Origin of the sequence: Streptomyces sp. AM6-12 (assembly GCF_044327085.1) — a bacterium.
Classification (GTDB): Bacteria; Actinomycetota; Actinomycetes; order Streptomycetales; family Streptomycetaceae; genus Streptomyces.
In genome coordinates this window covers 4414224-4439981 of sequence record NZ_JBIQWN010000001.1, presented here as the reverse complement: position 1 = coordinate 4439981, position 25758 = coordinate 4414224, and the positions used below count along the sequence as shown (strand labels likewise).

The 25758-nt window shown below is 71.9% G+C and carries 24 protein-coding genes and 1 pseudogene; 11 read left to right on the top strand and 14 right to left on the bottom strand.

Annotated features, from left to right (window positions below; genetic code table 11):
* Positions 1-13: 13 nt before the first annotated feature.
* Positions 14-1267: an LCP family protein gene (locus tag ACE4Q9_RS20210; protein WP_397985632.1), complete on the top strand. Its 1254-nt coding sequence runs from the start codon at positions 14-16 to the stop codon at positions 1265-1267.
* A gap of 82 nt (positions 1268-1349) precedes the next feature.
* On the opposite strand, the pseudogene ACE4Q9_RS20205 reads toward ACE4Q9_RS20210, so the two are convergent.
* Positions 1350-1707, bottom strand: a pseudogene (locus ACE4Q9_RS20205) (four-helix bundle copper-binding protein).
* Positions 1708-1860: 153 nt separating this feature from the next.
* On the bottom strand, positions 1861-3018 hold the full coding sequence (locus ACE4Q9_RS20200) for an acyl-CoA dehydrogenase family protein (protein ID WP_037660888.1): 1158 nt from the start codon (positions 3016-3018) through the stop codon (positions 1861-1863).
* A gap of 199 nt (positions 3019-3217) precedes the next feature.
* On the opposite strand from ACE4Q9_RS20200, the gene ACE4Q9_RS20195 reads away from it, so the two are divergent.
* The gene (locus ACE4Q9_RS20195) at positions 3218-4561 is read left to right on the top strand and encodes a UDP-glucose dehydrogenase family protein (RefSeq protein ID WP_397985631.1); all 1344 of its coding nucleotides are present in this window, start codon (positions 3218-3220) and stop codon (positions 4559-4561) included.
* 157 nt (positions 4562-4718) lie between these two features.
* Here ACE4Q9_RS20195 and ACE4Q9_RS20190 read toward each other — a convergent pair whose 3' ends face one another.
* Positions 4719-5237, bottom strand: coding sequence for a CGNR zinc finger domain-containing protein (locus ACE4Q9_RS20190; RefSeq protein ID WP_397985630.1), 519 nt, complete (start codon positions 5235-5237; stop codon positions 4719-4721).
* Between the two features lie 83 nt (positions 5238-5320).
* On the opposite strand from ACE4Q9_RS20190, the gene ACE4Q9_RS20185 reads away from it, so the two are divergent.
* Both ACE4Q9_RS20185 and ACE4Q9_RS20180 read left to right on the top strand, forming a co-directional pair.
* On the top strand, positions 5321-5689 hold the full coding sequence (locus ACE4Q9_RS20185) for a VOC family protein (RefSeq protein WP_397985629.1): 369 nt from the start codon (positions 5321-5323) through the stop codon (positions 5687-5689).
* A gap of 24 nt (positions 5690-5713) precedes the next feature.
* Positions 5714-6106 carry a VOC family protein gene (locus ACE4Q9_RS20180; RefSeq protein WP_397985628.1) on the top strand — a complete coding sequence of 131 codons (393 nt, stop codon included), beginning with the start codon at positions 5714-5716 and terminating at the stop codon, positions 6104-6106.
* Positions 6107-6177: 71 nt separating this feature from the next.
* Here the strand turns inward: ACE4Q9_RS20180 and ACE4Q9_RS20175 are convergent, their stop codons facing one another.
* The 3 genes from ACE4Q9_RS20175 to ACE4Q9_RS20165 all read right to left on the bottom strand — a co-directional run bounded on the left by ACE4Q9_RS20175 (position 6178) and on the right by ACE4Q9_RS20165 (position 9076).
* Positions 6178-7356, bottom strand: a complete 1179-nt coding sequence (locus ACE4Q9_RS20175; RefSeq protein WP_397987271.1) for a dipeptidase — start codon at positions 7354-7356, stop codon at positions 6178-6180.
* A gap of 5 nt (positions 7357-7361) precedes the next feature.
* The gene (purE, locus tag ACE4Q9_RS20170) at positions 7362-7859 is read right to left on the bottom strand and encodes a 5-(carboxyamino)imidazole ribonucleotide mutase (RefSeq protein WP_397987270.1); all 498 of its coding nucleotides are present in this window, start codon (positions 7857-7859) and stop codon (positions 7362-7364) included.
* A 77-nt stretch (positions 7860-7936) separates the two neighbouring features.
* Positions 7937-9076 (bottom strand): 5-(carboxyamino)imidazole ribonucleotide synthase, encoded by a 1140-nt coding sequence (locus ACE4Q9_RS20165; RefSeq protein ID WP_397985627.1) that lies wholly within the window; start codon positions 9074-9076, stop codon positions 7937-7939.
* A 217-nt stretch (positions 9077-9293) separates the two neighbouring features.
* On the opposite strand from ACE4Q9_RS20165, the gene ACE4Q9_RS20160 reads away from it, so the two are divergent.
* Positions 9294-9800: a GtrA family protein gene (locus tag ACE4Q9_RS20160; RefSeq protein WP_397985626.1), complete on the top strand. Its 507-nt coding sequence runs from the start codon at positions 9294-9296 to the stop codon at positions 9798-9800.
* A 56-nt stretch (positions 9801-9856) separates the two neighbouring features.
* Here ACE4Q9_RS20160 and ACE4Q9_RS20155 read toward each other — a convergent pair whose 3' ends face one another.
* Together ACE4Q9_RS20155 and ACE4Q9_RS20150 are read right to left on the bottom strand one after the other, a co-directional pair.
* The gene (locus tag ACE4Q9_RS20155; protein WP_397985625.1) at positions 9857-11128 is read right to left on the bottom strand and encodes an ATP-binding protein; all 1272 of its coding nucleotides are present in this window, start codon (positions 11126-11128) and stop codon (positions 9857-9859) included.
* A gap of 41 nt (positions 11129-11169) precedes the next feature.
* A complete protein-coding gene (locus ACE4Q9_RS20150) occupies positions 11170-11847 on the bottom strand; it encodes a response regulator transcription factor (protein WP_020940464.1) in 678 nt (225 codons plus the stop codon).
* Between the two features lie 498 nt (positions 11848-12345).
* Between ACE4Q9_RS20150 and ACE4Q9_RS20145 the strand changes: the two genes are divergently transcribed.
* Entirely contained in the window at positions 12346-13851 is a 1506-nt protein-coding gene (locus ACE4Q9_RS20145; protein ID WP_397985624.1) for a peptide MFS transporter, read from the top strand.
* Between the two features lie 290 nt (positions 13852-14141).
* On the opposite strand, the gene ACE4Q9_RS20140 is transcribed toward ACE4Q9_RS20145, so the two are convergent.
* Both ACE4Q9_RS20140 and ACE4Q9_RS20135 read right to left on the bottom strand, forming a co-directional pair.
* A complete protein-coding gene (locus ACE4Q9_RS20140; RefSeq protein ID WP_397985623.1) occupies positions 14142-14738 on the bottom strand; it encodes an ATP-binding protein in 597 nt (198 codons plus the stop codon).
* Between the two features lie 411 nt (positions 14739-15149).
* Positions 15150-15536, bottom strand: a complete 387-nt coding sequence (locus ACE4Q9_RS20135) for an STAS domain-containing protein (RefSeq protein WP_397985622.1) — start codon at positions 15534-15536, stop codon at positions 15150-15152.
* A 247-nt stretch (positions 15537-15783) separates the two neighbouring features.
* On the opposite strand from ACE4Q9_RS20135, the gene ACE4Q9_RS20130 reads away from it, so the two are divergent.
* Positions 15784-16680 (top strand): RNA polymerase sigma factor SigF, encoded by an 897-nt coding sequence (locus ACE4Q9_RS20130; RefSeq protein ID WP_397985621.1) that lies wholly within the window; start codon positions 15784-15786, stop codon positions 16678-16680.
* 91 nt (positions 16681-16771) lie between these two features.
* On the opposite strand, the gene hutI is transcribed toward ACE4Q9_RS20130, so the two are convergent.
* Genes hutI through hutU form a run of 4 tightly spaced genes read right to left on the bottom strand, consistent with a single transcriptional unit; the run spans position 16772 to position 22282 of the window.
* Complete coding sequence (hutI, locus tag ACE4Q9_RS20125; protein ID WP_397985620.1) at positions 16772-17947, bottom strand: imidazolonepropionase; 1176 nt, start codon at positions 17945-17947, stop codon at positions 16772-16774.
* A gap of 50 nt (positions 17948-17997) precedes the next feature.
* Positions 17998-19332: a formimidoylglutamate deiminase gene (locus ACE4Q9_RS20120; RefSeq protein ID WP_397985619.1), complete on the bottom strand. Its 1335-nt coding sequence runs from the start codon at positions 19330-19332 to the stop codon at positions 17998-18000.
* Entirely contained in the window at positions 19329-20621 is a 1293-nt protein-coding gene (locus tag ACE4Q9_RS20115; protein WP_397985618.1) for an allantoate amidohydrolase, read from the bottom strand. The genes ACE4Q9_RS20120 and ACE4Q9_RS20115 overlap by 4 nt, the downstream gene beginning before the upstream one ends.
* Positions 20618-22282 carry a urocanate hydratase gene (hutU, locus tag ACE4Q9_RS20110; RefSeq protein ID WP_397985617.1) on the bottom strand — a complete coding sequence of 555 codons (1665 nt, stop codon included), beginning with the start codon at positions 22280-22282 and terminating at the stop codon, positions 20618-20620. The genes ACE4Q9_RS20115 and hutU overlap by 4 nt, the downstream gene beginning before the upstream one ends.
* 138 nt (positions 22283-22420) lie before the next feature.
* On the opposite strand from hutU, the gene ACE4Q9_RS20105 reads away from it, so the two are divergent.
* The 4 genes from ACE4Q9_RS20105 to ACE4Q9_RS20090 all read left to right on the top strand — a co-directional run bounded on the left by ACE4Q9_RS20105 (position 22421) and on the right by ACE4Q9_RS20090 (position 25756).
* A complete protein-coding gene (locus ACE4Q9_RS20105) occupies positions 22421-23794 on the top strand; it encodes a diaminopimelate decarboxylase (RefSeq protein ID WP_397985616.1) in 1374 nt (457 codons plus the stop codon).
* Between the two features lie 180 nt (positions 23795-23974).
* Positions 23975-24358: a hypothetical protein gene (locus ACE4Q9_RS20100; protein WP_397985615.1), complete on the top strand. Its 384-nt coding sequence runs from the start codon at positions 23975-23977 to the stop codon at positions 24356-24358.
* Positions 24355-25236: a transcriptional regulator gene (locus tag ACE4Q9_RS20095; protein ID WP_397985614.1), complete on the top strand. Its 882-nt coding sequence runs from the start codon at positions 24355-24357 to the stop codon at positions 25234-25236. Before ACE4Q9_RS20100 ends, ACE4Q9_RS20095 begins: the two co-directional genes overlap by 4 nt.
* 31 nt (positions 25237-25267) lie before the next feature.
* Entirely contained in the window at positions 25268-25756 is a 489-nt protein-coding gene (locus ACE4Q9_RS20090; protein WP_397985613.1) for a roadblock/LC7 domain-containing protein, read from the top strand.
* Positions 25757-25758 lie beyond the last annotated feature (2 nt).

Below are 25758 nucleotides of genomic sequence, written 5' to 3'. Positions count from 1 at the left end.
CACACTGGTCGGCATGAATGACTGGCCCGAGGCATGGTCCGACGACAACCGCGGCCCCCGCTATGGACGCGGCAGTGGCGGCGCGCAGCCCGAAGGCGCCCGCGCGATGCGCCAGGTGCGGCGCGGCCCGGCGGCACCGCAGTACGGGGCCGGCGTTCCGCAGCAGCCGTCGTACGCGGACGGCGGCTATGACAGCGAGTACGACAGCGGTTACAACACCGGCCAGGTCTACGGCACCCCCGGCGGCCGCGGGCCCGGTGGCGCGCCGGGCGCCGGGCAGAGACCCGCCCCGAACTGGCGGCGGCGGATCAAGTGGACCGCGATCACACTGGCGACCGTGCTGATCGTCACATCGGTCGCGACCTACTTCTGGGCCGACTCCAAGCTGCGCCGCGAGGTCGACCTGTCCAAGGTGATCGACCGGCCGCAGTCGGGGTCCGGCACCAACTATCTGATCGTCGGCTCGGACAGCCGTGAAGGCATGTCCAAGGCGGACGAGAAGGAGCTGCACACCGGTGCCGCCGAGGGCAAGCGCACCGACTCGATGATGATCCTGCACGTCGGCGACAACGGCGACACGCTGATCTCGCTGCCGCGCGACTCGAACGTGGTGATCCCGTCGTACAAGGGCTCGACGTCCGGGAAGGTCTACCCCGCCACGGGCCGGCAGGAGAAGCTGAACGCGGCCTACGCCGAGGACGGGCCGACGCTGCTGGTGCGCACGATCGAGTACAACACCGGGCTGCACATCGACCACTACGTGGAGATCGGCTTCGAGGGCTTCGCGAACATCGTGGACGCGGTCGGCGGGGTCCAGATCGACATCGACAAGGGCTTCAAGGACAAGTGGTCCGGCGCCGACTTCAAGGCCGGCAAGCAGACCCTGAACGGCCGGCAGGCGCTCGCCTTCGTGCGCACCCGGCACGCCTTCGCCGCCTCCGACCTCCAGCGGACCAAGAACCAGCAGAAGTTCCTGTCGGCGCTGGCCCACGAGGTGGCGACGCCTTCGACCGTGCTGAACCCGTTCAAGTTCTACCCGACCATGGGCGCGGGCCTGGACTCGCTGATCGTGGACAAGGACATGTCCCTGTGGGACCTGGCCTCGATGTTCTGGGCCATGAAGGGCGTCAACGGCGGAGACGGCACCTCCATGAACATGCCCATCTCCGGCTCCACCGGCGGCAACCTCGTCTGGGACAAGGTGAAGGTGAAGACGCTGGTGGACGAGCTGAACAACGACCAGAAGGTCACGGTCTCCGGCAGCTAGGGCCGGCGCGACAGGGGCGGCCGGGCCGCCGCGCGGATGGGCAAGACCCGCGTGCGGCGGCACCGGCCGCCCTTCGCCTTGATCACATGGCCATCGCGCGGCACATCTCGGCGCACTTGCGACACGCCTCCACGCAGCGCACCAGCTGTGGGTCGTCCGGCATGGACATACACGCCTCGGCAGCCATGTCGCACGCCTTGGCACACATCGCGCACATCTCGCCCGACATGGGCGAGCGGCGCATCATCATGTCGGCGCACATCCGGGGTCGTCTCGGAGCAGTCCATGAGCGCGCGCATGATCTGCATCTGCGCCTGCCCGCCCTGCTGCATGCAGGAGCTCATGGTCTCCTCGCAGACGCTGTGGCAGTTCATGCAGGCCTCGATGCAGTCCTGCATCTGCTGGGTCATGGCGGGCATCGTCGTTCCGGGCTGGGCCATGGCTCCTCCTCGGAGCAGGGGGACCCTGTGAGCGGGTCCCGTGTGCTTCCGTCCTACGCCGCCAGGACCGCCCCCGCATGTGACCGACCGGTCGTAAGGCCACCCCAGAACACGGAAGGCGCCCCGCGGGACGCCTTCCGGTACCGCGCGCGGTTACGGCAGATTGCGCGCCATGACGATCCGCTGAACTTGGTTCGTGCCCTCATAAATCTGGGTGATCTTGGCGTCGCGCATCATGCGCTCGACCGGGTAGTCGCGGGTGTAGCCGTAGCCGCCGAGGAGCTGGACGGCGTCGGTGGTGACCTCCATGGCGACGTCCGAGGCGAAGCACTTGGCGGCGGCGCCCAGGTAGGTCAGGTCGGCGTCGCCGCGCTCGGAGGCGGCGGCGGCCTGGTAGGTCAGGGCGCGGGCGGCGGAGATCTTCATGGACATGTCCGCGAGCATGAACTGGATGCCCTGGAAGTCGGCGATCGCCTTGCCGAACTGCTTGCGCTCCTGGACGTAGCCCTTGGCGTAGTCCAGGGCGCCCTGCGCGACCCCGAGCGCCTGGGCGGCGATGGTGATGCGGGTGTGGTCCAGGGTCTTCATCGCCGTCATGAAGCCCGTGCCCTCCTCGCCGATCATGCGGTCGGCGGGGATGCGGACGTTGTCGAAGTAGACCTCGCGGGTCGGGGAGCCCTTGATGCCGAGCTTCTTCTCGGGGGCGCCGAAGGAGACGCCCTCGTCCGACTTCTCCACCACGAAGGCCGAGATGCCCTTGGAGCGCTTGGCCGGGTCGGTGACGGCCATGACCGTGTAGTACTCGGAGACGCCCGCGTTGGTGATCCAGCGCTTGACGCCGTTGAGGATCCAGTGGTCGCCGTCGCGGACCGCCTTGGTCTTCATGCCGGCCGCGTCCGAACCCGCGTCCGGCTCGGAGAGGCAGTACGAGAACATCGCGTCGCCCTTGGCCAGCGGGCCCAGGTACTTCTTCTTCAGCTCCTCGGAGCCGGAGAGGATCACCGGGAGCGAGCCCAGCTTGTTCACCGCGGGGATCAGGGAGGAGGAGACGCAGGCGCGGGCCACCTCCTCGATCACGATGACCGTGGCGAGCGCGTCGGCGCCGGCGCCGCCGTACTCCTCGGGGACGTGCACGGCGTGCATGTCGTTGGCCACCAGCGCGTCGAGTGCCTCCTGCGGGAAGCGGGCCTCCTCGTCCACCGCGGCGGCGTACGGCGCGATCTTCGCCTCGACCAGGGAGCGGACGGCGTCGCGGAGCATGTCGTGCTCCTCGGACGGGCGGTACAGGTCGAAGTCAGCCGATCCGGCCAAGGTCTCTCACGCTCCAAAGACGCAGTGATTGTGACGCATCACGGACATTACAAACGCTAATTACCGTTAAGTAACTCAAATTTTAGGGCCCTGGCCGCGACTCGCCTACGTGAGGTTGGCGACAGCGGGAAAGTTGCCCCCCGACCGGCCCGGCTATGCTCGGGCCCGCACGAGAGAATCCCCGAGCTGGAGCGCGTCCATGAGCCTGAAGATCACCGTGATCGGCACCGGGTATCTCGGCGCCACCCACGCCGCGGCCATGGCCGAGCTGGGGTTCGAGGTGCTGGGCCTGGATGTCGTACCCGAGAAGATCGCCCTGCTGGAGCGCGGCGAGACCCCGATGTACGAGCCGGGCCTCGACGAGCTGCTGCGCCGGCACGTGACCGGCATCGAGGGGTCCACCGGACGGCTCCGCTTCACCACCGACTGGGCCGAGGTCGGCGCCTTCGGCGATGTGCACTTCGTTTGTGTCAACACCCCGCAGAAGCACGGCGAGTACGCCTGCGACATGTCGTACGTCGACTCCGCGATCGCCTCCCTCGCCCCCCATCTGCGCGGCCCCGCCCTGGTGGTCGGCAAGTCCACGGTGCCGGTGGGCTCGGCCGACCGGCTGGCCGCCTATCTCGCCGCGCACGCGCCCGCGGGCGGCGACGCCGAGCTGGCCTGGAACCCGGAGTTCCTGCGCGAGGGCTTCGCCGTCGAGGACACCCTGCACCCGGACCGGATCGTGGTCGGGGTGCGCAGCGAGCGGGCCGAGAAACTGCTGCGCGAGGTGTACGCGACGCCGGTCGGCGAGGGCACTCCCTTCGTCGTCACCGACTTCCCCACCGCCGAACTGGTGAAAACCGCCGCCAATTCCTTCCTCGCCACGAAGATCTCGTTCATCAACGCGATGGCGGAGGTCTGCGAGGCCGGCGGCGGCGACGTGGCCAAGCTGGCGGAGGCGATCGGGCACGACGACCGGATCGGGAGCAAGTTCCTGCGCGCCGGGATCGGTTTCGGCGGCGGTTGCCTGCCCAAGGACATCCGGGCGTTCATGGCCCGCGCCGGCGAGCTGGGCGCGGACCAGGCGCTGACCTTCCTGCGGGAGATCGACTCCATCAACATGCGCCGGCGCGGCCAGATGGTGGAGATGGCCCGCGAGGCGCTGGGCGGCGGCTCCTTCCTCGGCAAGCGGGTCGCGGTGCTCGGCGCCACCTTCAAGCCCGACTCGGACGACGTCCGCGACTCGCCCGCGCTGAACGTGGCCGGCCAGATACACCTCCAGGGCGGCCAGGTGACGGTGTACGACCCGAAGGGCATGGACAACGCCCGCAAGGTCTTCCCCACCCTGGGCTACGCCGAGTCGGCGCTCGACGCGGTGCGCGGCGCGGACGTCGTGCTGCACCTGACCGAGTGGCGCGAGTTCCGCGAGCTGGACCCGGCCCGGCTGGGCGCGGTCGCGGCGGCACGGGTGCTGCTCGACGGGCGCAACACCCTCGACCCGGAGCTGTGGCGCCGGGCGGGCTGGACGTACCGGGCGATGGGGCGGCCGACGGCCTGACCGAGGACGGTTACCTGACGGGCCGTTGCCTGACGGTCGGGTTGTCTGACGGACCGGGGAGGCGGCGCGGGTTCGGCCGAGGCTCAGTCGGCCGAACCGGCGCCGTGTCGCATTTTGCCCCAGCCCCCTGTGCCCCAGGACCCCGGCTTCCCGCGTTTTACGCCCCCTTGGCCCGGTACCGCCGCATCTTCTCGCGCGCCCCGCAGACCCGCATCGAGCACCAGCGGCCGCGTCCGGCGGGGCTGCGGTCGTAGTACGCCCAGTGGCACGTCGCGGCCTCGCATGCCTTCAGCCGCATCCAGGTGCCCGCCAGCAGCGCCTCGGCGACGGCGGCGGCGACCCGGCAGAGCAGGTCCGCGTCCGCGGCAGGGGCGGACGCCGGGGCGAGCGCCGCCGAGCCGTCCCCCTCGTCCACGGCGACGTACAGCGGCGCGCGGGCCAGCAGTTCGCCGAGCGGGGTGACCGGCCGGTGCGGTGGATGCCCGGCGTGGGCGAGCAGGGCGGCCCGCAGCGACTCCCGCAGCTCCCGCGCCCGCGCGAGCCCGTCCTCGGTGATCCCGAAAACCCGGCGCCCCTCCCCGGTGTCCAGCGCGTCGGTGCCGTCCGCCAGGTCCACGGTGTTGACCAGGGACTCGATCAGCGCCAGACCTCCGGGAGCGGCCGATCTGTCATACATGGTTGCGACGTTACCCCTTGTCCGGGAGCATGGGGTCACCGTTACCGGTTACCCGGCTCTACGGGTAACAGAAGGAGGTCGACATGGCTCTCGCCAAGCTCGGTGTGGTGGTCCTGGACTGCCCGGATCCCGACGCGCTGGCCGGTTTCTACGCCGAGGTGCTGGGCGGCACGGTGGAGCGCGAGCAGGACGGCCGCTGGGTGGACCTGAAGGTGCCCGGCGGGCAGGCGCTGGCCTTCCAGCGGGCCGAGGGATACACCCCGCCGCGGTGGCCGCGCTCCGGCAGCGACGGCCAGCAGTTCCACCTGGACCTGGACGTGCCGGACCTGGACGCGGCGCAGGAGGACGTGCTGAAGCTGGGCGCGACGCTCCTGGACGCCGGGGAGCCCGGCCGGTCCTGGCGCGTGTACACCGACCCCGCCGGGCACCCGTTCTGCCTGTGCGCCTGCTGAGCCCGAACACCGAGGAGGAAAACCATGGCGTCCGTCGCCCACTTCCGCAACGTCGTGCTCGACTGCCCCGACCCGCACGCCCTGGCCGCCTTCTACGCCGCGGTGGGCGGGGGCACACCCGTGGCCGAGGACGACAGCTGGGTCGTGCTCCAGCTCCCCGGCGGCCCCCGGCTGGCCTTCCAGCGGGCCGAGGGCCACACCCCGCCCGAGTGGCCCCGCGCCGATCACAACGGCCAGCAGCTCCACCTGGACTTCGACGCGGGCAGCACCTGGGCGGAGCTGGACACCGCACATGAGCGGGTCCTGGCGCTCGGCGCCCGCCCACTGGACCAGGAGGACCGCGAGAAGAAGGACTTCGTGGTGTACGCCGACCCGGCGGGGCATCCGTTCTGCCTGTGCCGGATCGAGCACCGGTGAGGAGCGCGCGCCGGTACGACGCAGGGGCGGGGTGGCCGATCGGCCGCCCCGCCCCTTCATGTCACCGCGCGTCAGCCGTCCAGCGACCCGATCGTCGCGTGGGACGGCGCCCGCGTCGCCTGGAGGTCGCGGGCCACGTCCTCCGCCGCGCCCAGCACCCGTACCGCGTTCTGCCAGGTGAGCTTGGCGAGGTCGGACTTGGACCAGCCGCGGTCCAGCAGTTCCGCCAGGAGGTTCGGGTAGCCGGAGACGTCGCTGAGACCGTCCGGGGTGAAGGCCGTACCGTCGTAGTCGCCGCCGATGCCGAGGTGGTCGATGCCGGCGACCTCGCGCATGTGGTCCAGGTGGTCGGCGATCACCGGCACCGTGGCGACCGGGCGCGGGGTGCGCTCCTCGAAGGCGCGGTGCACCTTCATCGCCTCGGCGGTGGTGTCCAGGTGGTGCAGGCCGTGGGCGCGCAGGTTGTCGTCGGCCGCGGCCGTCCAGTCCACGGCCGCCTGGAGCACGAACTTCGGCACGAACGTCACCATCGCCACGCCGCCGTTGGCGGGCAGCCGCTCCAGCACGTCGTCCGGGATGTTGCGGGGGTGGTCGCAGACCGCGCGGGCCGAGGAGTGCGAGAAGATCACCGGCGCGTCGGTCGCGTCCAGCGCGTCGCGCATGGTCGACGGCGCCACGTGCGAGAGGTCGACCAGCATGCCGAGCCGGTTCATCTCGCGGACCACCTCGCGGCCGAACGCGGTCAGGCCGTTCGCCCTCGGTGTGTCGGTCGCCGAGTCCGCCCAGTCCACGTTCGAGTTGTGGGTGAGCGTCATGTAGCGCACACCGAGCGCGTACAGACCGCGCAGGGTGCCCAGCGAGTTGGCGATGGAGTGGCCGCCCTCGGCGCCCATCAGCGAGGCGATACGGCCCTCACCGCGCGCCGCCTCCATGTCGGCGGCGGTCAGCGCGGGTGCCAGGTCCGCCTGGTAGCGGTCGAGGAGCTGCCGTACGCAGTCGATCTGCTCCAGCGTCGCGGCCACCGGGTCGGGCTGCTCGGCCGGCACGTACACCGACCAGTACTGGGCGCCGACACCGCCCGCGCGCAGCCGGGGGATGTCGGTGTGCAGATGTCCGTGCTGGTGGCCGGCGATGTCCAGGCGGTCCAGGTCGTAACCCGCCTTCTCGCGCAGCGCCCACGGCAGGTCGTTGTGCCCGTCGACCACGGGGGACTCCCGCAGCAGGGCGCGGGCCTCGTCCAGATGCGTCACGGCGCTCACTTCCCGAAGCCGAAGCCGCCGGCGCCCCCGACCTTGGACCGCAGCCGCCTGCCCTTCTCGGTGGCCTGCTCGTTCAGGTCGTGCTGGAAGTCGCGCATGCGGTGCAGCAGGTCCTCGTCGTGCGTGGCGAGGATGCGGGCCGCGAGCAGCCCGGCGTTGCGGGCACCGGCGACGGAGACCGTGGCGACCGGGACCCCGGCCGGCATCTGCACGATCGACAGCAGGGAGTCCATGCCGTCGAGGTACTTCAGCGGCACCGGCACGCCGATGACCGGCAGCGGGGTGACGGAGGCGAGCATGCCCGGCAGATGGGCGGCGCCGCCGGCCCCGGCGATGATCACCTTGAGCCCGCGGTCGGCGGCCTGCTCACCGTACGTGATCATCTCGCGGGGCATCCGGTGCGCGGAGACGACGTCGACCTCGTAGCCGATCTCGAACTCGTCCAGGGCCTTGGCGGCGGCTTCCATGACGGGCCAGTCGGAGTCCGACCCCATGACGATGCCGACCAGCGGAACGGGGCGCGCCTCGGCGCTCGTCGAGGGGCGGTGGTCGGGTGACGGCGGGGCGGGGCTCATTCGGTGATCGTGCCTCTCAGGTAGCCGGCTGCGTGACGGGCGCGCTCCAGCACGTCGTCCAGGTCGTCGCCGTAGGTGTTGACGTGTCCCACCTTGCGGCCGGGCTTCACGTCCTTGCCGTACATGTGGATCTTCAGCTTGGGGTCGCGGGCCATGCAGTGCAGGTACGCGGAGTACATGTCCGGGTAGTCGCCGCCCAGCACGTTGACCATCACGGTCCACTTGGCGCGCGGGCGCGGGTCGCCGAGGGGCAGGTCGAGGACGGCGCGGAGGTGGTTGGCGAACTGCGAGGTGATCGCGCCGTCCTGGGTCCAGTGGCCGGAGTTGTGCGGGCGCATCGCCAGCTCGTTGACGAGGACGCGGCCGTCGCGGGTCTGGAACAGCTCGACGGCAAGGTGCCCGACGACGTCCAGCTCCTTGGCGATGGTCAGGGCCAGCCGCTCGGCGTGCAGGGCGAGGTCCTCGGACAGGTCGGGGGCCGGCGCGATGACCGTGTCGCACACGCCGTTCACCTGCCGGGACTCCACCACCGGGTAGGCGACGGCCTGGCCGTGCGGGGAGCGTACGACGTTGGCGGCCAGCTCGCGGACGTAGTCGACCTTCTCCTCGGCGAGGACCGGCACGCCCGCCCGGAACGGCTCGGCGGCCTCCTCGGCGCTCTCCACGACCCACACGCCCTTGCCGTCGTAGCCGCCGCGGACGGTCTTGAGGACGACCGGGAAGCCCTCCCCTTCTCCCGCGAACCGGACGACGTCCTCCGGGTCCGCGACGATCCGGTGCCGCGGGCACGGGATGCCGATCGCGTCGAGCCGGGCCCGCATCACGCCCTTGTCCTGGGCGTGCACGAGCGCGTCGGGCCCCGGACGCACGGGGATGCCGTCCGCCTCCAGGGCCCTGAGATGCTCGGTGGGCACGTGCTCGTGATCGAAGGTGATCACGTCACAGCCGCGCGCGAACTCGCGCAGCGTGTCCAGATCGCGGTAGTCGCCGATGACGACATCGCTCACGACCTGCGCCGCGGAATCCTGTGGGGTGTCACTGAGGAGCTTGAACCTGATGCCCAGCGGGATGCCCGCCTCGTGCGTCATACGCGCGAGCTGACCACCGCCGACCATGCCGACTACCGGGAACGTCACACCTACAGCGTATCGGCCGCCGCGGCCCGCCGGATCGCCTCCCTCCGCCGGGGGCCCCTCGGACGGGTGTGCCCCGCCCGTCCCCGGCTCTTACCCACCGCTTTCCGGCCTCTTTCCGACCTGTTTCCCCGCACTGGCCTGCTCCTCAGGCAGCGGGTCCCGCGCGCCGCTAGCATGGCCGGGTTGACGGAAATCTACCGACGGGAGCTGCAACGCCATGGAACAGCGTTCCTCGGGGCTGCAACGGCTCGTGGGCGAGATGGCGAAGTTCGGCGCCGTCGGCGGGGCCGGAGTCCTGGTCAATCTGGCCGTGTTCAACCTGGTCCGGCACGTCTCCGACCTGCCGGTGGTGCGCGCCAGCATCATCGCGACCGTGGTCGCCATCGTCTTCAACTACGTCGGCTTCCGCTACTGGACGTACCGGGACCGCGACCGCAGCGGGCGCACCAAGGAACTCACGCTGTTCCTGTTCTTCAGCGCGATCGGCCTGGTGATCGAGAACGGCGTCCTGTTCCTGGCCACCTACGGCCTCGGCTGGGACAGCCCGCTGGAGAGCAACGTCTTCAAGTTCCTCGGCATCGGCATCGCGACCCTGTTCCGGTTCTGGTCGTACCGCACCTGGGTGTTCCGCGCGCTGCCCGCGCAGGAGGCCGAGTCGATCCTGGCGGCGGAGTCGCGCCGCTCCCCTAGCGAGCCCGAGCCGAGCACCACCCGGGTTCCCTGACCGCTGCCCGGCTCAGCGGACCGCAGACAGCGACAGACGACGGCCGGCCGTACCGCTCAGCGGACGGTCGGCTGTTCCTCGTCCGTCTTGCGGGCCGGGGGCGTGCGGGACAGGAAGAGACCGAAGACCGGGGGCTGGGCCTGGAGCAGTTCCAGACGGCCGCCGTCGGCCTCGGCGAGGTCCCGTGCCACGGCGAGGCCGATGCCCGTGGAGTTGCGGCCGCTGATGGTCCGCTCGAAGATCCGCGCCCCGAGGTCGGCCGGCACTCCGGGCCCCTCGTCCGTGACCTCGACCACGGCCTGGTTGCCGGTGACGCGGGTGCGCAGGGCGACGGTGCCGCCACCGTGCATCAGCGAGTTCTCGATCAGCGCGGCCAGCACCTGGGCGACCGCGCCGGGCGTGCCCACCGCCTGGAGGTGCCGCTTGCCGGAGCTGACGATGGCCCGGCCCATGCTGCGGTAGGCGGGCCGCCACTCGGCGAGCTGCTGCTGGATGACCTCGTCCAGGTCGAAGGTGACGGCGGAACCGGTGCGCGGGTCGCGGGAGTTCGTCAGTAGCCGCTCGACCACGTCGGTGAGCCGCTCGACCTGTGTCAGCGCGACGTTCGCCTCCTCCTTCACGATGTCCGGGTCATCCGTGAGGGTGATCTCCTCCAGGCGCATGGACAGCGCGGTGAGCGGGGTGCGCAGCTGGTGCGAGGCGTCGGCGGCCAGTCGCCGCTCGGCGGTCAGCATCCGCGCGATCTTCTCGGCGGAGGAGTCCAGCACATCGGCGACCCGGTCCAGCTCGGGGACGCCGTACCGCTTGTGCCGCGGGCGCGGGTCGCCGGAGCCGAGGCGCTCGGCGGTCGAGGCGAGGTCGGTCAGCGGGGAGGCGAGCCGGTTGGCCTGGCGCACCGCGAGCAGCACGGCGGCGACCACCGCGAGCAGCGCCACCAGGCCGATGATCAGCAGGGTGCGGCCGACCTCGCGGGTGACCGCGGAGCGCGGCTCCTGAACGGTGACGGTCTCGCCCTCCTCGCCGTGCTGGGTGGCGTGGATGACGTCGCCGACGGGCCGGGTGCCGATCTCGATCGGCGTCCGGCCGGGCATCTCGATCACCGCGTACTGCTCTTTGCTGACCGGATTGCGCAGCGCGTCGGTGTTGACGTTCTCCGCGGCCAGGATCCGGCTGTCCACGATGCTGGCCAGCCGCACCGCCTCGGACTCCACCCGCTCCTGGGCACTGTTGGTGATCGTCCGGGTCTCGACGATCACCAGGGAGACGCCGAAGACGGCGATCACCACGAGGACGACGGCGAGAGTGGATTGAATGAGACGTCGACGCATGTTCCGTTACCTGAGGTGATCGCCGGCCCCCGGTGCGGGGCTCAGCTCTTCTCGAAGCGGAAGCCCACGCCCCGGACGGTGGCGATGTAGCGGGGGTTGGCCGCGTCGTCGCCGAGCTTCTTGCGCAGCCAGGAGATGTGCATGTCGAGGGTCTTGGTGGAGGACCACCAGGTGGTGTCCCAGACCTCGCGCATCAACTGGTCGCGGGTCACCACGCGGCCGGCGTCCCGCACCAGCACCCGCAGCAGGTCGAACTCCTTGGCGGTGAGCTGGAGTTCCTCGTCGCCCATCCACGCGCGGTGCGACTCCACGTCGATGCGCACGCCGTGCGTGGCCGGGGGCTGCTGCGGCTCGGCCGCGCCGCGGCGCAGCAGGGCCCGTACGCGGGCGAGCAGTTCGGCGAGACGGAACGGCTTGGTGACGTAGTCGTCGGCGCCCGCGTCCAGGCCGACGACGGTGTCCACCTCGTCGGCGCGCGCGGTCAGGATGAGGATCGGCACGGTGTGGCCGTCGGCGCGCAGCCGGCGGGCGACCTCCAGGCCGTCCATGCCGGGCAGGCCCAGGTCCAGTACGACCAGGTCGACGCCCCCCTGCATTCCGGCGTCGAGCGCGGTGGGTCCGTCCTCCCGCACCTCGACCTCGTAACCTTCCCGGCGCAGGGCGCGGGCCAGCGGCTCCGAGATGGACGCGTCGTCCTCGGCGAGCAGTACACGGGTCATGAGGTGATGGTAGACCGCCCGCGTGCGCTGCTGGGGTGTGATCGGTTCGCGGGATTCTTACCCGGGGCCTCCCCCGGTACGAACCATCACCTGCGGGATGCGATCGTAGAAGGGACCTTCGGAATCCGTCGCGTGGTTCCCCGGACCCCTGTGATCCGCGTCTCAAGTCCTTCCATACCGGGCGGTGTCCTGACGTACAGTGACGTGAACGCCTGTAGTACACCAGGGGACCTTTGGCGGGCATCGACGCTGAAGGTCCTTGTTGTGTGCGGGCCGGTCACGTCTGACCGGCCTTGAAAGGAATGACCTCTGGCCGGGCTCCGGACGCATTGTGGCGTCACGGAGCGTGGATCCCGGTGGTCGCCGTCCACCGCTTCGTGATCCGGGGCGGACACCCCCCGGGCGTTGGGGGCGGACGACCGACCCTGCCGGTGCCGGCCGCCACCCCCACCGGGCGCGCAACGCTCCACCGCGCGTCCCGACCAGCAAGGAACGACCATGGCGTCCAGCCTGACGAAGGACTCGGTCCACCCGGGCACCCCCGGCACCGAGAAGACCTTCTTCGGCCACCCCCGCGGCCTGGCCACTCTGTTCATGACCGAGATGTGGGAGCGGTTCTCCTACTACGGCATGCGGGCCCTGCTCCCCCTGTACCTGGTGGCTCCGGGTGGCCTGCACCTCAGCGCGGGCACGGCGACGGCGATCTACTCCGTGTACCTGTCGCTCGTGTACCTGCTCGCGCTGCCCGGCGGCTGGGTCGCCGACCGGCTCCTCGGTCCCCGTAAGACGGTCATGTTTGCGGGTCTGATCATCATGCTGGGCCATCTGTGCCTGGCGCTGCCGGCCGCCGCAAGCTTCTTCGTCGGCCTGGTGCTGGTCGCCATCGGTTCCGGCCTGCTGAAGGCCAACATCTCCACGATGGTCGGTCACCTGTACGACGGCCCGAAGGACCCGCGCCGCGACGGTGGCTTCACCCTCTTCTACATCGGCATCAACCTGGGCGCCTTCGTCGCTCCGCTGGTCATCGGCACCATCGGTGAGAACGTCAACTGGCACTTCGGCTTCGCGCTGGCCGCGCTCGGCATGGCCCTCGGTCTGGCCCAGTACCTGCTGGGCAGCCGCCACCTGAGCGAGGAGAGCAAGGTCGTCCCGACGCCGATGACGGCCCAGGAGAAGGCGACCACCCTGCGCAAGGGCCTGATCTGGCTGGTCGTCGCGGCGGTCTTCTACGGCATCGTCGGCGGCACCGGTCACTTCACCCTCAACTGGGCGCTGATCCCGCTGACCGTCATCGGGCTCATCGTGCCGATCCTGGTCATCGGCCGGATCCTGCGCGACAAGGACCTCGACGGCGAGGAGCGCTCGAAGGTCCGCGCGTACATCTGGTTCTTCGTGGCCGCCGCGGTCTTCTGGATGATCTACGACCAGGGTGGTTCGACCCTGTCGCTGTTCGCGAGCGCCTCGGCGAAGAACACGATCTTCGGCTGGAACTTCCCGGTCTCCTGGTACCAGTCGGTCAACCCGGTCATGATCATGGCCCTCGCGCCGGTCTTCGCCTGGCTGTGGCTGTGGCTGAACCGGAGCGGCAAGGAGCCGAGCACGATCGTGAAGTTCTCCTCCGGTCTGGTGCTGGTCGGCGCTTCCTTCTTCGTGTTCCTCGCCCCGCTGTCCATCGCGCAGGGCGGTCACAAGGCCGCGGCGATGTGGCTGGTCGGCATCTACTTCCTGCAGACCGTCGGTGAGCTGACGCTGTCGCCGGTGGGTCTGTCGGTGACGACGAAGATGGCGCCGAAGAAGTACGCCTCGCAGATGATGGGCGTCTGGTTCCTCGCGGTCACCGCGGGCGACTCGATCACCGCGCTGCTGTCGAACCCGGCGGTCGGCGGAGTGAACCTCGACAAGATGGGCTTCGTGATGCTGGAGGCCGTCCTCGCGGTGATCGCCGGTGTGGCGGTGTGGATGTACCGCGGCAAGGTGAAGAAGCTGATGGGCGACGTGCGCTAGTCGCTCAGTCGCTGGAACGCGGCCGGGAGGGCCGTCGCACCCTGGGTGGGTGTGACGGCCCTCCCGGTTTTTCGCCTGAGGAGTCGTGGGGGTGTGCGATGGCGGGCGCGCCCGGTGCGTGGCCGTGGCATGAAGGCGTACGGCGGGGCGCGCCGGGTCGGCCGGAGGGCGCCCGGTGTGTCGTCGGCGTCAAGGAGGGCCTGGTTTCGGCGGGGTCGCGCTCTTGGCGCCGATCGGCGTCTCACACCTGCCCTCGGCGCGGCCCCAGAAGGCGGGGCCGCCACGCGTCGTCAGGCCGGGGCGCCCAGTTCCGCCCAGACCGTCTTGCCGGGGCGGCCCTCGGCGCGCACCACGCCCCAGTCCAGGCACAGGCGCTGGACGATGAACATGCCGTGACCGCCGGGGCGGCCGGCGCGGTGGGGGGTGCGTGGGGCCGGCTGGCCGGTGCCGCGGTCGGTGACCTCCAGCCGGATCACCTTGTTGTCGCAGGCGAGAGCCAGCTCGTCGGGCCCCTCGGCGTGCAGGCAGGCGTTGGTGACGAGCTCGGAGACGACGAGCAGCACATCCTCCGCGGCGGCCCGCTGGTCCGCGGTCGCGGCGGGCAGCCACCCCCAGTCGTACAGCGCCTGCCGGGTGAAATCACGGGCGAGCGGAACGACTCCGCTGGCCCCCTGGAGTTCGAGTCTGCGGAGCTGCCGGCCACGCGGCGCCGCCTCGGCGCCACCGGCGTCGACGGGGGGCGGCAGTGTGGACGAGGCGGCCGTGCCCGTGACGGACGCCGTGGAGGCGCCGGCCGGCACCTCCTCCCCGGAGGCCTCGGACACCCCGGAAGCGCCGCTGGGCTCATGGCCGCGGTCGCCCGGCGGGTAGGGCCGGGTGGTGCTCATCAGCGCTTCACCTCACCGAATCACCAGTTCACGATTGAAAAGTCCGGTACTTCCCCGTACCGGTTGGTCCGTCCGTCATCGGCGCCACCGTCCGCCGCATGTCCCGTCATCCGCACATCAGTCCCGTCCGCCCGTCGCGCAAGAACACCCGCACCCCTGACTCGGTCGTCCCGTCCGGGCAGGCCCCTGCCCGTTCGAGTCTGTCGCACACCCTCGGATGCGTCACACCCGGAGCGCGGCGACACCGCCTGGTGAGGATGGTCGTCAGCATCTCTCCTGCCCGACCCGGCCGCCGGAACACCCCCGTCTTCCGTGGGATACACGGGCCCCCTGGGATCCCTGGAGTCTCCGGGACCCCCGAAGGGGCGGGCGAGGGGGGCACAGCGCACCGGGCCGCACGTGGTCGCGGGCTCAGTCGGTGCCGTCATCCTCCCCGCTCAGGGCGTCCGCCACGGAGTCGTGGACGGTGAAGACCGCCTCGGCTCCGGTGATCTCGAACACGCGAGCGACTACGGGCTGCATGCCCGCCAGATGGACGCCACCACCGGCGGCCTCCGCCTTCAGACGGGCTCCGAGCAGAACGTTCAGCCCCGTGGAGTCACAGAACTCCAGGCGCGAGCAGTCCACCACGAGCCGCGAGAATCCCTTGCCAAGGAGGTCGTCGAGGGGTTCGCGCAGCAGATCGGCGGTGTGGTGGTCAAGCTCACCCGCCGGTGTGACGACCGCGCTGGCGCCCTCTTCACGCACCTCCACCAGAAGCCGGCCCGACTGTGCGCTGCCGACCATCCCGTGGTCCATGCCGTCTCTCTCCCGAGGTCGTGGCTTGCTGATGCCCTCGAACATTACGCCTTCCTGGCGCAGTCCGGCACCCGAACAACCTCACATAAACGGACATAGACGAACAGAACGAACTTGCGATCGCTCGGACAAAGCCGATAGGGCTAGTAAGGACACGTACTTCTACACGCCGGCTTTGGAGGCGCCGCACTCCGTAGTGCACCTGATGGCTTCGGCAGCCGTATGCCGAGAACGATGGAGGACACCCATGTCACCCCGGCTCGACGCCTCGCCTACCCCGACCGCGACGTCGACACCCCCACCGGTACAACTGGATCATCCCATCGATCTCCACACCCCCTTCGAGGGACTTCCGGAGATCCCCCCGTACGACGAGGTCGGCCCCGTCGACGCACGGGCCCTGTCCAAGACCCTCTTCGAGCGCCTTGAGGGGCTGGAGGAAGGGACGCACGAACACGCGTACGTCCGCAACACCCTCGTCGAGCTGAACCTCGCGCTCGTCAAGTTCGCCGCCTCCCGCTTCCGCTCCCGCAGCGAGCCGATGGAGGACATCATCCAGGTCGGCACCATCGGCCTGATCAAGGCGATCGACCGCTTCGAGCTGTCCCGCGGTGTCGAGTTCCCCACTTTCGCGATGCCGACCATCATCGGCGAGATCAAGCGCTTCTTCCGCGACACCTCGTGGTCCGTGCGCGTACCGCGAAGGCTCCAGGAGCTGCGTCTGGACCTGGCGAAGGCCGGGGACGAGCTGGCCCAGCAGCTGGACCGCGCGCCGACGGTCGCCGAGCTGGCCGAGCGCCTGGGCATCTCGAACGACGAGGTGATCGAGGGCATGGCCGCCTCGAACGCGTACACCGCCTCGTCGCTGGACGCCCAGCCCGAGGAGGACGAGACCGAGGGCGCGCTCGCGGACCGCATCGGGTACGAGGACCACGGGATCGAGGGCATCGAGTACATCGAGTCGCTCAAGCCCCTGATCGCCGGACTGCCCCAGCGCGACCGGAAGATCCTCTCGCTGCGCTTCGTGGCCAACATGACCCAGTCGGAGATCGGCGAGGAGCTCGGCATCTCCCAGATGCACGTGTCCCGTCTGCTGGCCCGCACGCTGGTACGGCTGCGCAAGGGGCTGACGGTGGAGGAGTGAACCCCCAAGGGGCGGCCGTCCCCTCTCCCGCACGGTCACGCCGAAGCGGCCCGGACTCCCCGTCCGGGCCGCTTCGGCGTGGCCGGGGGCCTCAGACCACCCGTACGCCGCCGCGCCACACCCCGCTGACCAGGGGCACGCCCGGCCGGTAGGCGAGGTGGACGTGGCTGGGGGCGTCGAGGAGGGTCAGGTCGGCGCGGGCGCCGGGGGTGAGGCGGCCGATGTCGGTGCGGCGCAGGGCCGCGGCGCCGCCCGCGGTGGCGGACCAGACCGCCTCGTCGGGGGTCATGCCCATGTCGCGCACGGCCAGGGCGACGCAGAAGGGCACGGAAGAGGTGAACGACGAGCCCGGATTGCAGTCCGTGGACAGGGCGACGGTGACCCCCGCGTCCAGCAGCCGGCGGGCGTCGGGCCACTGGGCGCGGGTGGAGAACTCGGCGCCGGGCAGCAGCGTGGCGACGGTGTTCCCGCTCGCCAGCGCGTCCACGTCGGCGTCCGTGAGGTGGGTGCAGTGGTCGGCGCTGGCGGCGTCCAGCTCCACGGCCAGCTGCACGCCGGGGCCGTGGGTGAGCTGGTTGGCGTGGATGCGCGGGTGCAGGCCCTTCGCCTTGCCCGCGGTGAGGATCGCGCGGGCCTGGTCGCCGTCGAAGGCGCCCTTCTCGCAGAACACGTCGATCCAGCGGGCGTGCGGCGCGCAGGCGTCCAGCATCTCGCCGGTGACCAGGGCGACGTAGGCCGCCGGGTCGTCGGCGTAGTCGGGGGAGACGATGTGCGCGCCGAGGTACGTCACCTCGTCGGTGTGCTCGGCCGCGATGCGCAGGGCGCGGGCCTCGTCCTCGACGGTCAGGCCGTAGCCCGACTTGGTCTCGAAGGTGGTGGTGCCCTGGCGCAGCGCCTCGGCCAGGTAGCGGGTGAGGTTCGCCGCCAGCTCCGCGTCGCTCGCGGCGCGGGTGGCGGCGACGGTGGTGCGGATGCCGCCCGCCGAGTAGGCGCGGCCGGACATCCGGGCGTTGAACTCCTGGGTGCGGTCCCCGGCGAAGACCAGGTGGGAGTGGGAGTCCACGAACCCCGGCAGCACCGCCCGGCCGCCCGCGTCGACCCGGTTGTCAGTGGCGGGTGCTTTGCTTGATTCACCGGTCCACGTGACGCGGTCGCCCTCGATGACGACGGCCGCGTCCTGGATCAGACCGAGCGGGGATCCGTCACCGAGGGAGGGGTCGTTGGTGACCAGCGTGGCGATGTTGGTGATGGCGGTGCTGCTGCTCATGGTGTCGTCCTCGTGGGGGGCGGTGGGGGTCGGCGCGGGGTCCGGCGCGGTCAGCGCAGGGCTTCGACGGCCGCTGCCAGCGCGCGGGGCACATCCGGTACGCGCGTGTGCGCGCCGTCGCGTACGACCTGCCGGCCGCCCACGACCGTATGCCGTACATCGGCCGCGCCCGCCGCGAATACGGCCGTCTCGGCGCCCAGCCGGGGGGTCGGGCCCGCTGTCCTGACCGAGTCCAGCGCGATCGTCGTCAGGTCGGCGAGCGCGCCCGGCTCAATGCGGCCGGCCTCCTCCCAGCCGAGGGCGGCGTGCCCGTCGGCGGTGGCGGCCCGCAGCAGGGCGGCGGCCGTCCAGTGGCCCCGTGTGCGGGTGCGCAGCCGCTCGTTCAGCTCCATCGCGCGCGCCTCTTCGAACAGGTCGATGACGGCGTGGCTGTCGGAGCCGAGGGAGAGCGGGGAGCCCGCCCGCTGGAGGGCGACGGCCGGGCCGATGCCGTCGGCGAGGTCCCGTTCGGTGGTCGGGCACATGCAGGTGCCGGTGCGCGAGCCGCCGAGCAGGGCGATGTCCTCCTCGGTGAGGTGGGTGTTGTGCACGCCGGTGGTGCGCGGCCCGAGGACGCCGTGGTCGGCGAGCAGCCGGGTGGGTGTGCGGCCGTGCGCGGCCAGACAGGCGTCGTTCTCGGCGGTCTGCTCCGAGAGGTGGACGTGCAGCGGGGCCCGCCGCTCCCCGGCCCAGCGGGCCACGGTCGCCAACTGGTCGGCGGGTACGGCCCGTACGGAGTGGATCGCCGCCCCGATCCGTGCGTGATCCCGTTCCTTGAGAACTGCACAGCGTTCGGCCCAGGCCTCCGCGCTGCCGTCGGAGAAGCGGAGCTGGTGGGCGTTGGGCTCCTCGCCGAATCCTGCCGCGAGGTAGCAGGTGTCGAGAAGGGTGATCCGGATGCCGGCCTCGGCGGCGGCCGCGATCAGCGCCTCGCCCATGGCGTTGGGGTCGGCGTAGGGGGCGCCGCCGCGGGCGTGGTGCACGTAGTGGAACTCGCCGACACAGGTGATGCCGGCCAGCGCCATCTCGGCGTACACCGCGCGGGCGAGGGCGTGGTAGGTGTCCGGGGTCAGCCGGTCGGCGACGGAGTACATCACCTCGCGCCAGGTCCAGAAAGTCCCGCTGCCGACCTGGACGGTGCCGCGCAGCGCCCGGTGGAAGGCGTGGCTGTGGGCGTTCGCCAGCCCCGGCAGGGTGAGTCCGCGCAGCGCCTCGGCGCCGGGCGGCGGGGCGGGCGCCTCGGTGCGCACGGCACCGATCCGCCCGCCTTCGGTCTCGACCAGCACCCCCGGCTCGACACGGTCGCCGAGCCAGGCGTGCTCCAGCCAGTACGTCGCCCTGGTCAACAGGCCAGCCCTTCCAGTACGTCGGCGAGCGCGCCCACTCCGGCCACGCAGTCGTCCTCGGTCGCGGACTCGGCCGGGGAGTGCGAGACGCCGGTGGGGTTGCGCACGAACAGCATGGCAGTGGGAATGCTCCCGGAGAGGATTCCGGCGTCGTGTCCGGCGCCGGTGCCGAGGACGGGCACCGTGAGGTCCGTGTCCCGGCCCAGGATGCGGCCGAGTTCGTCGCGCAGCGCGTGGTCGAACTCCACGACGGGCGTGAAGGACTCCCGTACGACGTCGAGGTCCACGCCGTGCGCGTCGGCGTACTGCCGGGCCGCCTGCTCGACGGCGCCGACCACCGTGTCCAGCGTCTCCTGGTCGGCGGCGCGGGAGTCGAGCCAGCCGCGCACCCGCGAGGGGATCGCGTTGACGCCGTTGGGGTCCACCGCGATCTTCCCGAAGGTGGCTACGGCGCCGGCGAGTTCGGCCTCGCGGCGGGCGGCGAGCACGGTCTCGGCGTACGACAGCATCGGGTCGCGGCGGTCGGCCAGCCGGGTGGTGCCGGCGTGGTTGGCCTCGCCCCGGAAGTCGAACCGCCAGCGGCCGTGCGGCCAGATGGCGCTGGCGATGCCCACCGGGTCGCCGGACAGGTCCAGCGCGCGGCCCTGTTCGACGTGCAGCTCCACGAAGGCACCGATCCGGGCCAGCCGCTCGGGGTCGGGCCCGATGGCCTCGGGGTCGTACCCGGCGGCGGCCATGGCGCGGGGCAGGGTGATCCCGTCCCCGTCGGTGAGCCGGTGCGCGTCCCCGGCGGTCAGCGCGCCCGAGGTCAGCCGCGAGCCGACGCAGGCGAGGCCGAACCGGGCGCCCTCCTCGTCGCCGAAGTTGACGATGGCGAGGGGCTTGGTGAACCGGGCGCCCCGGCCCAGGAGTTCGTCGAGTGCGGCGAAGGAGGACACCACCCCGAGGGGCCCGTCGAAGGCCCCTCCGTCCGGCACCGAGTCCAGGTGCGACCCGGTGACCACGGCGTCCCCGGCGGCCGGATCGCCGAGCCAGGCCCACTGGTTCCCGTTCCGGTCGACCTCGTACGCGAGCCCCCGGCCCTCGGCCTGCTCCTTGAACCAGGCCCGGCACTCGGCGTCGGGCCCGGTCCAGGCGTACCGCCGGTATCCGCCGGAGCCGGCGTCCCGCCCGATGGGCAGCAGCTCGCGCCACATCTCGTGGAACGACGAGCCGGGCCGACCCGCGGTCGGCTGCGGGCCCCCGGCCGCCGTCAGGGCGCTGCCGTGCCCGCCCGACTGCTGCGTCACGCGCCGTCACCCTCACGCATCGGCACCCGGACCCCCCGCTCGCCGGCGACGGACTCCGCGATGTCGTACCCGGCGTCCACGTGCCGGATGACGCCCATGCCCGGGTCGTTGGTGAGCACGCGGCGGATCTTCTCGCCGCCGAGCTTGGTGCCGTCGGCGACGGTGACCTGCCCGGCGTGGATGGACCGGCCCATGCCGACGCCGCCGCCGTGGTGGATGGACACCCAGGACGCTCCGGAGGCCACGTTGACCATGGCGTTCAGCAGCGGCCAGTCGGCGATCGCGTCGGAGCCGTCGAGCATGGCCTCCGTCTCGCGGTACGGGGAGGCGACGGAACCGCAGTCGAGGTGGTCGCGGCCGATGGCGAGCGGCGCGGCCAGCTCACCGGAGGCGACCATGTCGTTGAAGCGCTCGCCGGCCTTGTCCCGCTCGCCGTAGCCGAGCCAGCAGATGCGCGCGGGCAGGCCCTGGAAGTGGACCCGCTCGCCGGCCATCTTGATCCAGCGGGCGAGGGACTCGTTCTCGGGGAAGAGTTCGAGGAGCGCCTTGTCGGTCTTGGCGATGTCCGCCGCCTCACCGGACAGCGCGGCCCAGCGGAAGGGGCCCTTGCCCTCGCAGAACAGCGGCCGGATGTAGGCGGGGACGAAGCCGGGGAAGGCGAACGCGCGGTCGTAACCGGCCAGTTGGGCCTCGCCGCGGATGGAGTTGCCGTAGTCGAAGACCTCGGCGCCGGCGTCCATGAAGCCGACCATGGCCTCGACGTGCTTCGCCATCGACTCGCGGGCGCGCGTGGTGAACCCGGCCGGGTCCTTCGCGGCGGCGTCGGCCATGTCCTCGAAGGCGACGCCGACCGGCAGGTAGGCCAGCGGGTCGTGCGCGGAGGTCTGGTCGGTGACGATGTCGATGGGGGCGTTCATCGCGAGCAGCTGCGGGACCAGCTCGGCCGCGTTGCCGAGGACGCCGATGGACAGCGGGCGGCGGGCGTCGCGGGCCTCGGTCGCGAGCTGGAGCGCGTGGTCGATGCTGTCGGCCTTCACGTCCAGGTAGCGGTGCTCGATGCGGCGCTCGATGGCGCGCGGGTCGCAGTCGATGCAGAGGGCGACGCCGTCGTTCATGGTGACGGCGAGCGGCTGGGCGCCGCCCATGCCGCCGAGGCCCGCGGTGAGGGTGATGGTCCCGGCGAGGGTGCCGTTGAACTTCTTCGCGGCGACGGCGGCGAAGGTCTCGTAGGTGCCCTGGAGGATGCCCTGGGTGCCGATGTAGATCCAGGAGCCGGCGGTCATCTGGCCGTACATGGTCAGGCCGAGGGCCTCCAGGCGGCGGAACTCCTCCCAGTTGGCCCAGTCGCCGACCAGGTTGGAGTTGGCGATGAGGACGCGCGGCGCCCACTCGTGGGTCTGCATGACGCCGACCGGGCGGCCGGACTGGACCAGCATGGTCTCGTCCTGCTTGAGGGTGCGCAGGGTGCGCACCATGGCGTCGAAGGAGCGCCAGTCGCGGGCGGCCTTGCCGGTGCCGCCGTAGACCACGAGCTTGTCGGGGTGCTCGGCCACCTCGGGGTCGAGGTTGTTCTGGAGCATGCGCAGGGCGGCCTCCTGCTGCCAGCCCAGGGCGCTGAGTTCCGTGCCGCGCGGTGCTCGTACGGGGCGGGGTCCCGACATCGTCTGCCTCCTGCTGTTGCTACGTCTATTCACATCCTGTCTGCATGAATAGAACTAGTCAATACATCGGGGCGGCCCCGTCCGCGCGTTCCGGGTGTTTGGCTGGAAGCAGCTGACGGCCGACAGGAGGGAAGCGCGGTGGACCACGAGGCCGAGACCGGGGCACGGGAGCGGGCCGGGCGGCGGGACGAGGCGGTGCGCGCCGCCGTGGAGCAGGGCCTGCTGGGGCCGGACGCGGCGGTGGTGGGGCTGCTCGACGCGACCGGCATCCGGGAGTCGGCGGCGGCGCTGCGGGCGGCGTTCGAGGCGGTGCTGGCGCCCGGCACCCCGGTGCTGCACGCGTTCGCGGTGAAGGCGTCCCCGCTCGTGCCGGTGCTGCGGCTGCTGCACGAGGAGGGCATCGGCGCCGAGGTGGCGAGCCCCGGCGAGCTGGCGCTGGCGCGCGCGGCCGGCGTGCCGGCGGGGCGGACCGTGCTGGACTCGCCCGCCAAGACCCCGGCGGAGCTGCGCGAGGCGCTGGCGCTGGGCATCGCGGTGAACGCGGACAACCCGCAGGAGCTGGACCGCCTGGACGCCCGGGTGCGCTCCGCGCCGACCCGCTCCCCGCTCGGCCTCCGGGTCAACCCCCAGATCGGCGGGGGCAGCATCGGGGCGACCTCGACGGCGACCGGGACCTCGAAGTTCGGGGTGGCGCTGCGGGACGAGGGGGCGCGCGAGTGGGTCGTACGGGCGTACGCGGAGCGGCCGTGGCTGACCCGGCTGCACGCGCACACCGGCTCGCAGGGCATTCCGCTGGAGCTGCTGGCGCGGGGCGTGGCGGAGACGTACGCGCTGGCGGAGGAGATCAACGCGCGGGTGGGGCGGCGGCAGATCGACACGCTCGACCTCGGCGGCGGGCTGCCGGTGAACTTCGCGGGGGAGGCGACGGAGCCGTCGTACGCGCGGTACGCCCGGCTGCTGGCCGAGCGGGTGCCGGGGCTGTGCGCGGGGCGGTACGGACTGGTGACCGAGTTCGGGCGGTCGCTGCTGGCCAAGCACGGCACGGTGGTGGCGCGGGTGGAGTACGCCAAGCGCGCGGGCGGCCGGCGGATCGCGGTGACGCACGCGGGCGTGCAGGTGGCGACGCGGACGGTGTACGCGCCGGGGGCGTGGCCGCTGCGGATCGCGGCGTACGACGCCAAGGGCCGGCCGAAGTCGGGGCCCGAGGTGGTGCAGGACGTGGCGGGCCCGGCGTGCTTCTCGGGCGACCTGCTGGCCGAGGGGCGCGCGCTGCCCGAGCTGGCGCAGGGGGACTACGCGGCGGCGCTGGACACGGGCGCGTACTACTTCGCGCACCACTACGCCTACAACTCCCTCGCCCGGCCCGGCATCTACGGCTTCGCGCCGGACGGTGCGGGGGGTGTCGCCTTCGCCACCGTGCGGGAGCCGCAGACGATCGCTCAGGTGGTGGCGGAGTCCGGGGGCGCGCACGCTTCGGCGCTCACCACCCTGCGTGCATCCGGAAGCCGTTGACGCGCCCCCGCTTCACTCGAACAAATGAAGCAACTCCGGTGACACAGGGGTCAGTTGCCCAACACTAGTACGCCGGAAGCATGTTCCATCGGAAAATGCCAAACAGCTCACCCCTCCCCCACACGTTGCGTAGTGTCGGGGTCACTCAGCCGGAGTCCCAGGCGGGAGGGGAGCCACGCGGTGCCCGGAATCGACGAGTGCCTGCTGGAAGCGATGCGATTGCCCGGTGCCCGCGGTGCCGTGCTGGTGGACTGGACGAGCGGCCTCGCGCTCGGGGCGGTCGGGGAGGCGCCCGGCGGCGATCACGAGACGGCCGCCGCCGAGGCCGCCGAGCTGGCCCGGCTGGCCGCGGAGCACGGCACGTTCACGGCGCAGGGGACGGATCGGCCGCCGGTGGAGGACGTGATCGTCAGCAACGCGGACAGCTACCACCTGCTGCGGTTCGTCGACACCTCCTTCGACAGCAGCGTGTTCCTGCACCTGTGGCTGGGGCGCGAGGAGGGCAATCTCGCGCTCGCCCGGATCCGGCTCGGCGAGATGGCCGCCCGCCTGGTGCTGGGATGACCATGGTCCGTACGCCGCCGCCGCTGCCGGTGCGGGACAAGGCCGCCGCCCGCGCGCTGTCCCCGATGCTCAACCGGCTGGCCGAGGAGCGGGCCACCGGCGTCCTGGTCCGCGAGCACGGCACCCTGTACCTGGCCGAGGGCCGGGTGGTGCACGCCGAGAGCCCGCTCGCGCCGGGGCTCGACGTGCTCCTCACGGCCCACGGCACCCTGGCCGGCGCCGCCTGGCAGCGGGCCGCCGGCGCGGCCGAGGGCCCGTTACGGGCGGCCGAACTCCTCCTGGAGTCCGGCCTGTTACCCGCCGGCGCGCTGGAGCTGTGTCATCTGGACGCGCTGTACGACGCCGGATACTTCGCCCTGGCACCGAGCAGCACGCCGGGCCGCTTCCACTACGAGGGCGAGCCCCGCACCGGCCCGCTGCCCTCGGTCCCGGTGGTCGCCCTGGAACGCGAGACCCTGCGCCGCCGGCTGCAACTGCACCGCCTGTGGCCCGACCCGGCCGCGGACACCGCGCCGCTGATCCGCGCGGACCCCGCCCCCACCCGGCAGGGGCGCACGGGACCTCCGTCGAAGCGTCCCGGCCGCCCCACCCCCGTCGCCCCCCGCCAGCGCGCCGTCCTGGACCGCGTGGACGGCACCCGCACGGCCGCCGACATCGCGCTGGACCTGGGGCGGCAGGCGTTCCACACGCTGGTCGACGTCCGCAGGCTGGCGGCGGCCGGGCACCTCAGACCCCTGGCGCCGGCCGCGCCCGCCCCCGCGCCGCCGGCCCCGACCGCACCGGAGCAGGCCCGGAACCTGCCCCCGCCCCTGCTCCCGGTCACCGACCCCGACATCGCGCTGCTGAAGAGGCTCAGGGATGCGCTGGAGGCCCTTTGAACGGCCACGCCCCGCCGAGAGGAGAGAGCTGATGGTGTACGAGGACGACCTTCGGACCGTCCTGGAGGAGCTGCACCGGCTGCGCACCCGCGTGCCGCAGCTCACCGGCGCGCTCGCGGCCGGCGTCGACGGACTCGTCGTCGCCCATGACACGCCCGGCGTCGATCCCGACGGGCTCGCGGCGCTCACCGCGGCCGCGCTCGGCGTCTCCGTACGGGTCGCCGACGCCACCGGCAACGGCGGCCTGCGGGAACTGCTGGTGCGCGGCGAGCGCGGCTACGTCGCCACCTACGCGGCCGGGCGCAGCGCCGTACTGACCCTGCTCGCGCAGGACCGGGTGAACGTCGGCCGGCTCCATCTGGAGGGCCGCCGCTCCGGTGCCCGGATCGGCGAACTCCTGGACGCCGCCGAGGCCGCGGCCGCCCGGAACGCGCCCGCACGCCAGGCCACCGCCGCCACGCGCGCCCGCGCCCCGCGGCCCCCGCGCACGACCACCGCACGCACCACAACCGACAGTTGAGA

Excerpts from the sequence above, each read along its gene's own strand:
- ACE4Q9_RS20210 (WP_397985632.1), top strand. The coding sequence starts at position 14 with ATGAATGACTGGCCCGAGGCATGGTCCGACGACAACCGCGGCCCCCGC.
- ACE4Q9_RS20195 (WP_397985631.1), top strand. The coding sequence starts at position 3,218 with ATGAGCCTGAAGATCACCGTGATCGGCACCGGGTATCTCGGCGCCACC.
- ACE4Q9_RS20190 (WP_397985630.1), bottom strand. The coding sequence starts at position 5,237 with ATGTATGACAGATCGGCCGCTCCCGGAGGTCTGGCGCTGATCGAGTCC.
- ACE4Q9_RS20185 (WP_397985629.1), top strand. The coding sequence starts at position 5,321 with ATGGCTCTCGCCAAGCTCGGTGTGGTGGTCCTGGACTGCCCGGATCCC.
- ACE4Q9_RS20180 (WP_397985628.1), top strand. The coding sequence starts at position 5,714 with ATGGCGTCCGTCGCCCACTTCCGCAACGTCGTGCTCGACTGCCCCGAC.
- purE (WP_397987270.1), bottom strand. The coding sequence starts at position 7,859 with ATGGGGTCGGACTCCGACTGGCCCGTCATGGAAGCCGCCGCCAAGGCC.
- ACE4Q9_RS20160 (WP_397985626.1), top strand. The coding sequence starts at position 9,294 with ATGGAACAGCGTTCCTCGGGGCTGCAACGGCTCGTGGGCGAGATGGCG.
- ACE4Q9_RS20155 (WP_397985625.1), bottom strand. The coding sequence starts at position 11,128 with ATGCGTCGACGTCTCATTCAATCCACTCTCGCCGTCGTCCTCGTGGTG.
- ACE4Q9_RS20150 (WP_020940464.1), bottom strand. The coding sequence starts at position 11,847 with ATGACCCGTGTACTGCTCGCCGAGGACGACGCGTCCATCTCGGAGCCG.
- ACE4Q9_RS20145 (WP_397985624.1), top strand. The coding sequence starts at position 12,346 with ATGGCGTCCAGCCTGACGAAGGACTCGGTCCACCCGGGCACCCCCGGC.
- ACE4Q9_RS20140 (WP_397985623.1), bottom strand. The coding sequence starts at position 14,738 with ATGAGCACCACCCGGCCCTACCCGCCGGGCGACCGCGGCCATGAGCCC.
- ACE4Q9_RS20135 (WP_397985622.1), bottom strand. The coding sequence starts at position 15,536 with ATGGACCACGGGATGGTCGGCAGCGCACAGTCGGGCCGGCTTCTGGTG.
- ACE4Q9_RS20130 (WP_397985621.1), top strand. The coding sequence starts at position 15,784 with ATGTCACCCCGGCTCGACGCCTCGCCTACCCCGACCGCGACGTCGACA.
- hutI (WP_397985620.1), bottom strand. The coding sequence starts at position 17,947 with ATGAGCAGCAGCACCGCCATCACCAACATCGCCACGCTGGTCACCAAC.
- hutU (WP_397985617.1), bottom strand. The coding sequence starts at position 22,282 with ATGTCGGGACCCCGCCCCGTACGAGCACCGCGCGGCACGGAACTCAGC.
- ACE4Q9_RS20095 (WP_397985614.1), top strand. The coding sequence starts at position 24,355 with ATGACCATGGTCCGTACGCCGCCGCCGCTGCCGGTGCGGGACAAGGCC.
- ACE4Q9_RS20090 (WP_397985613.1), top strand. The coding sequence starts at position 25,268 with ATGGTGTACGAGGACGACCTTCGGACCGTCCTGGAGGAGCTGCACCGG.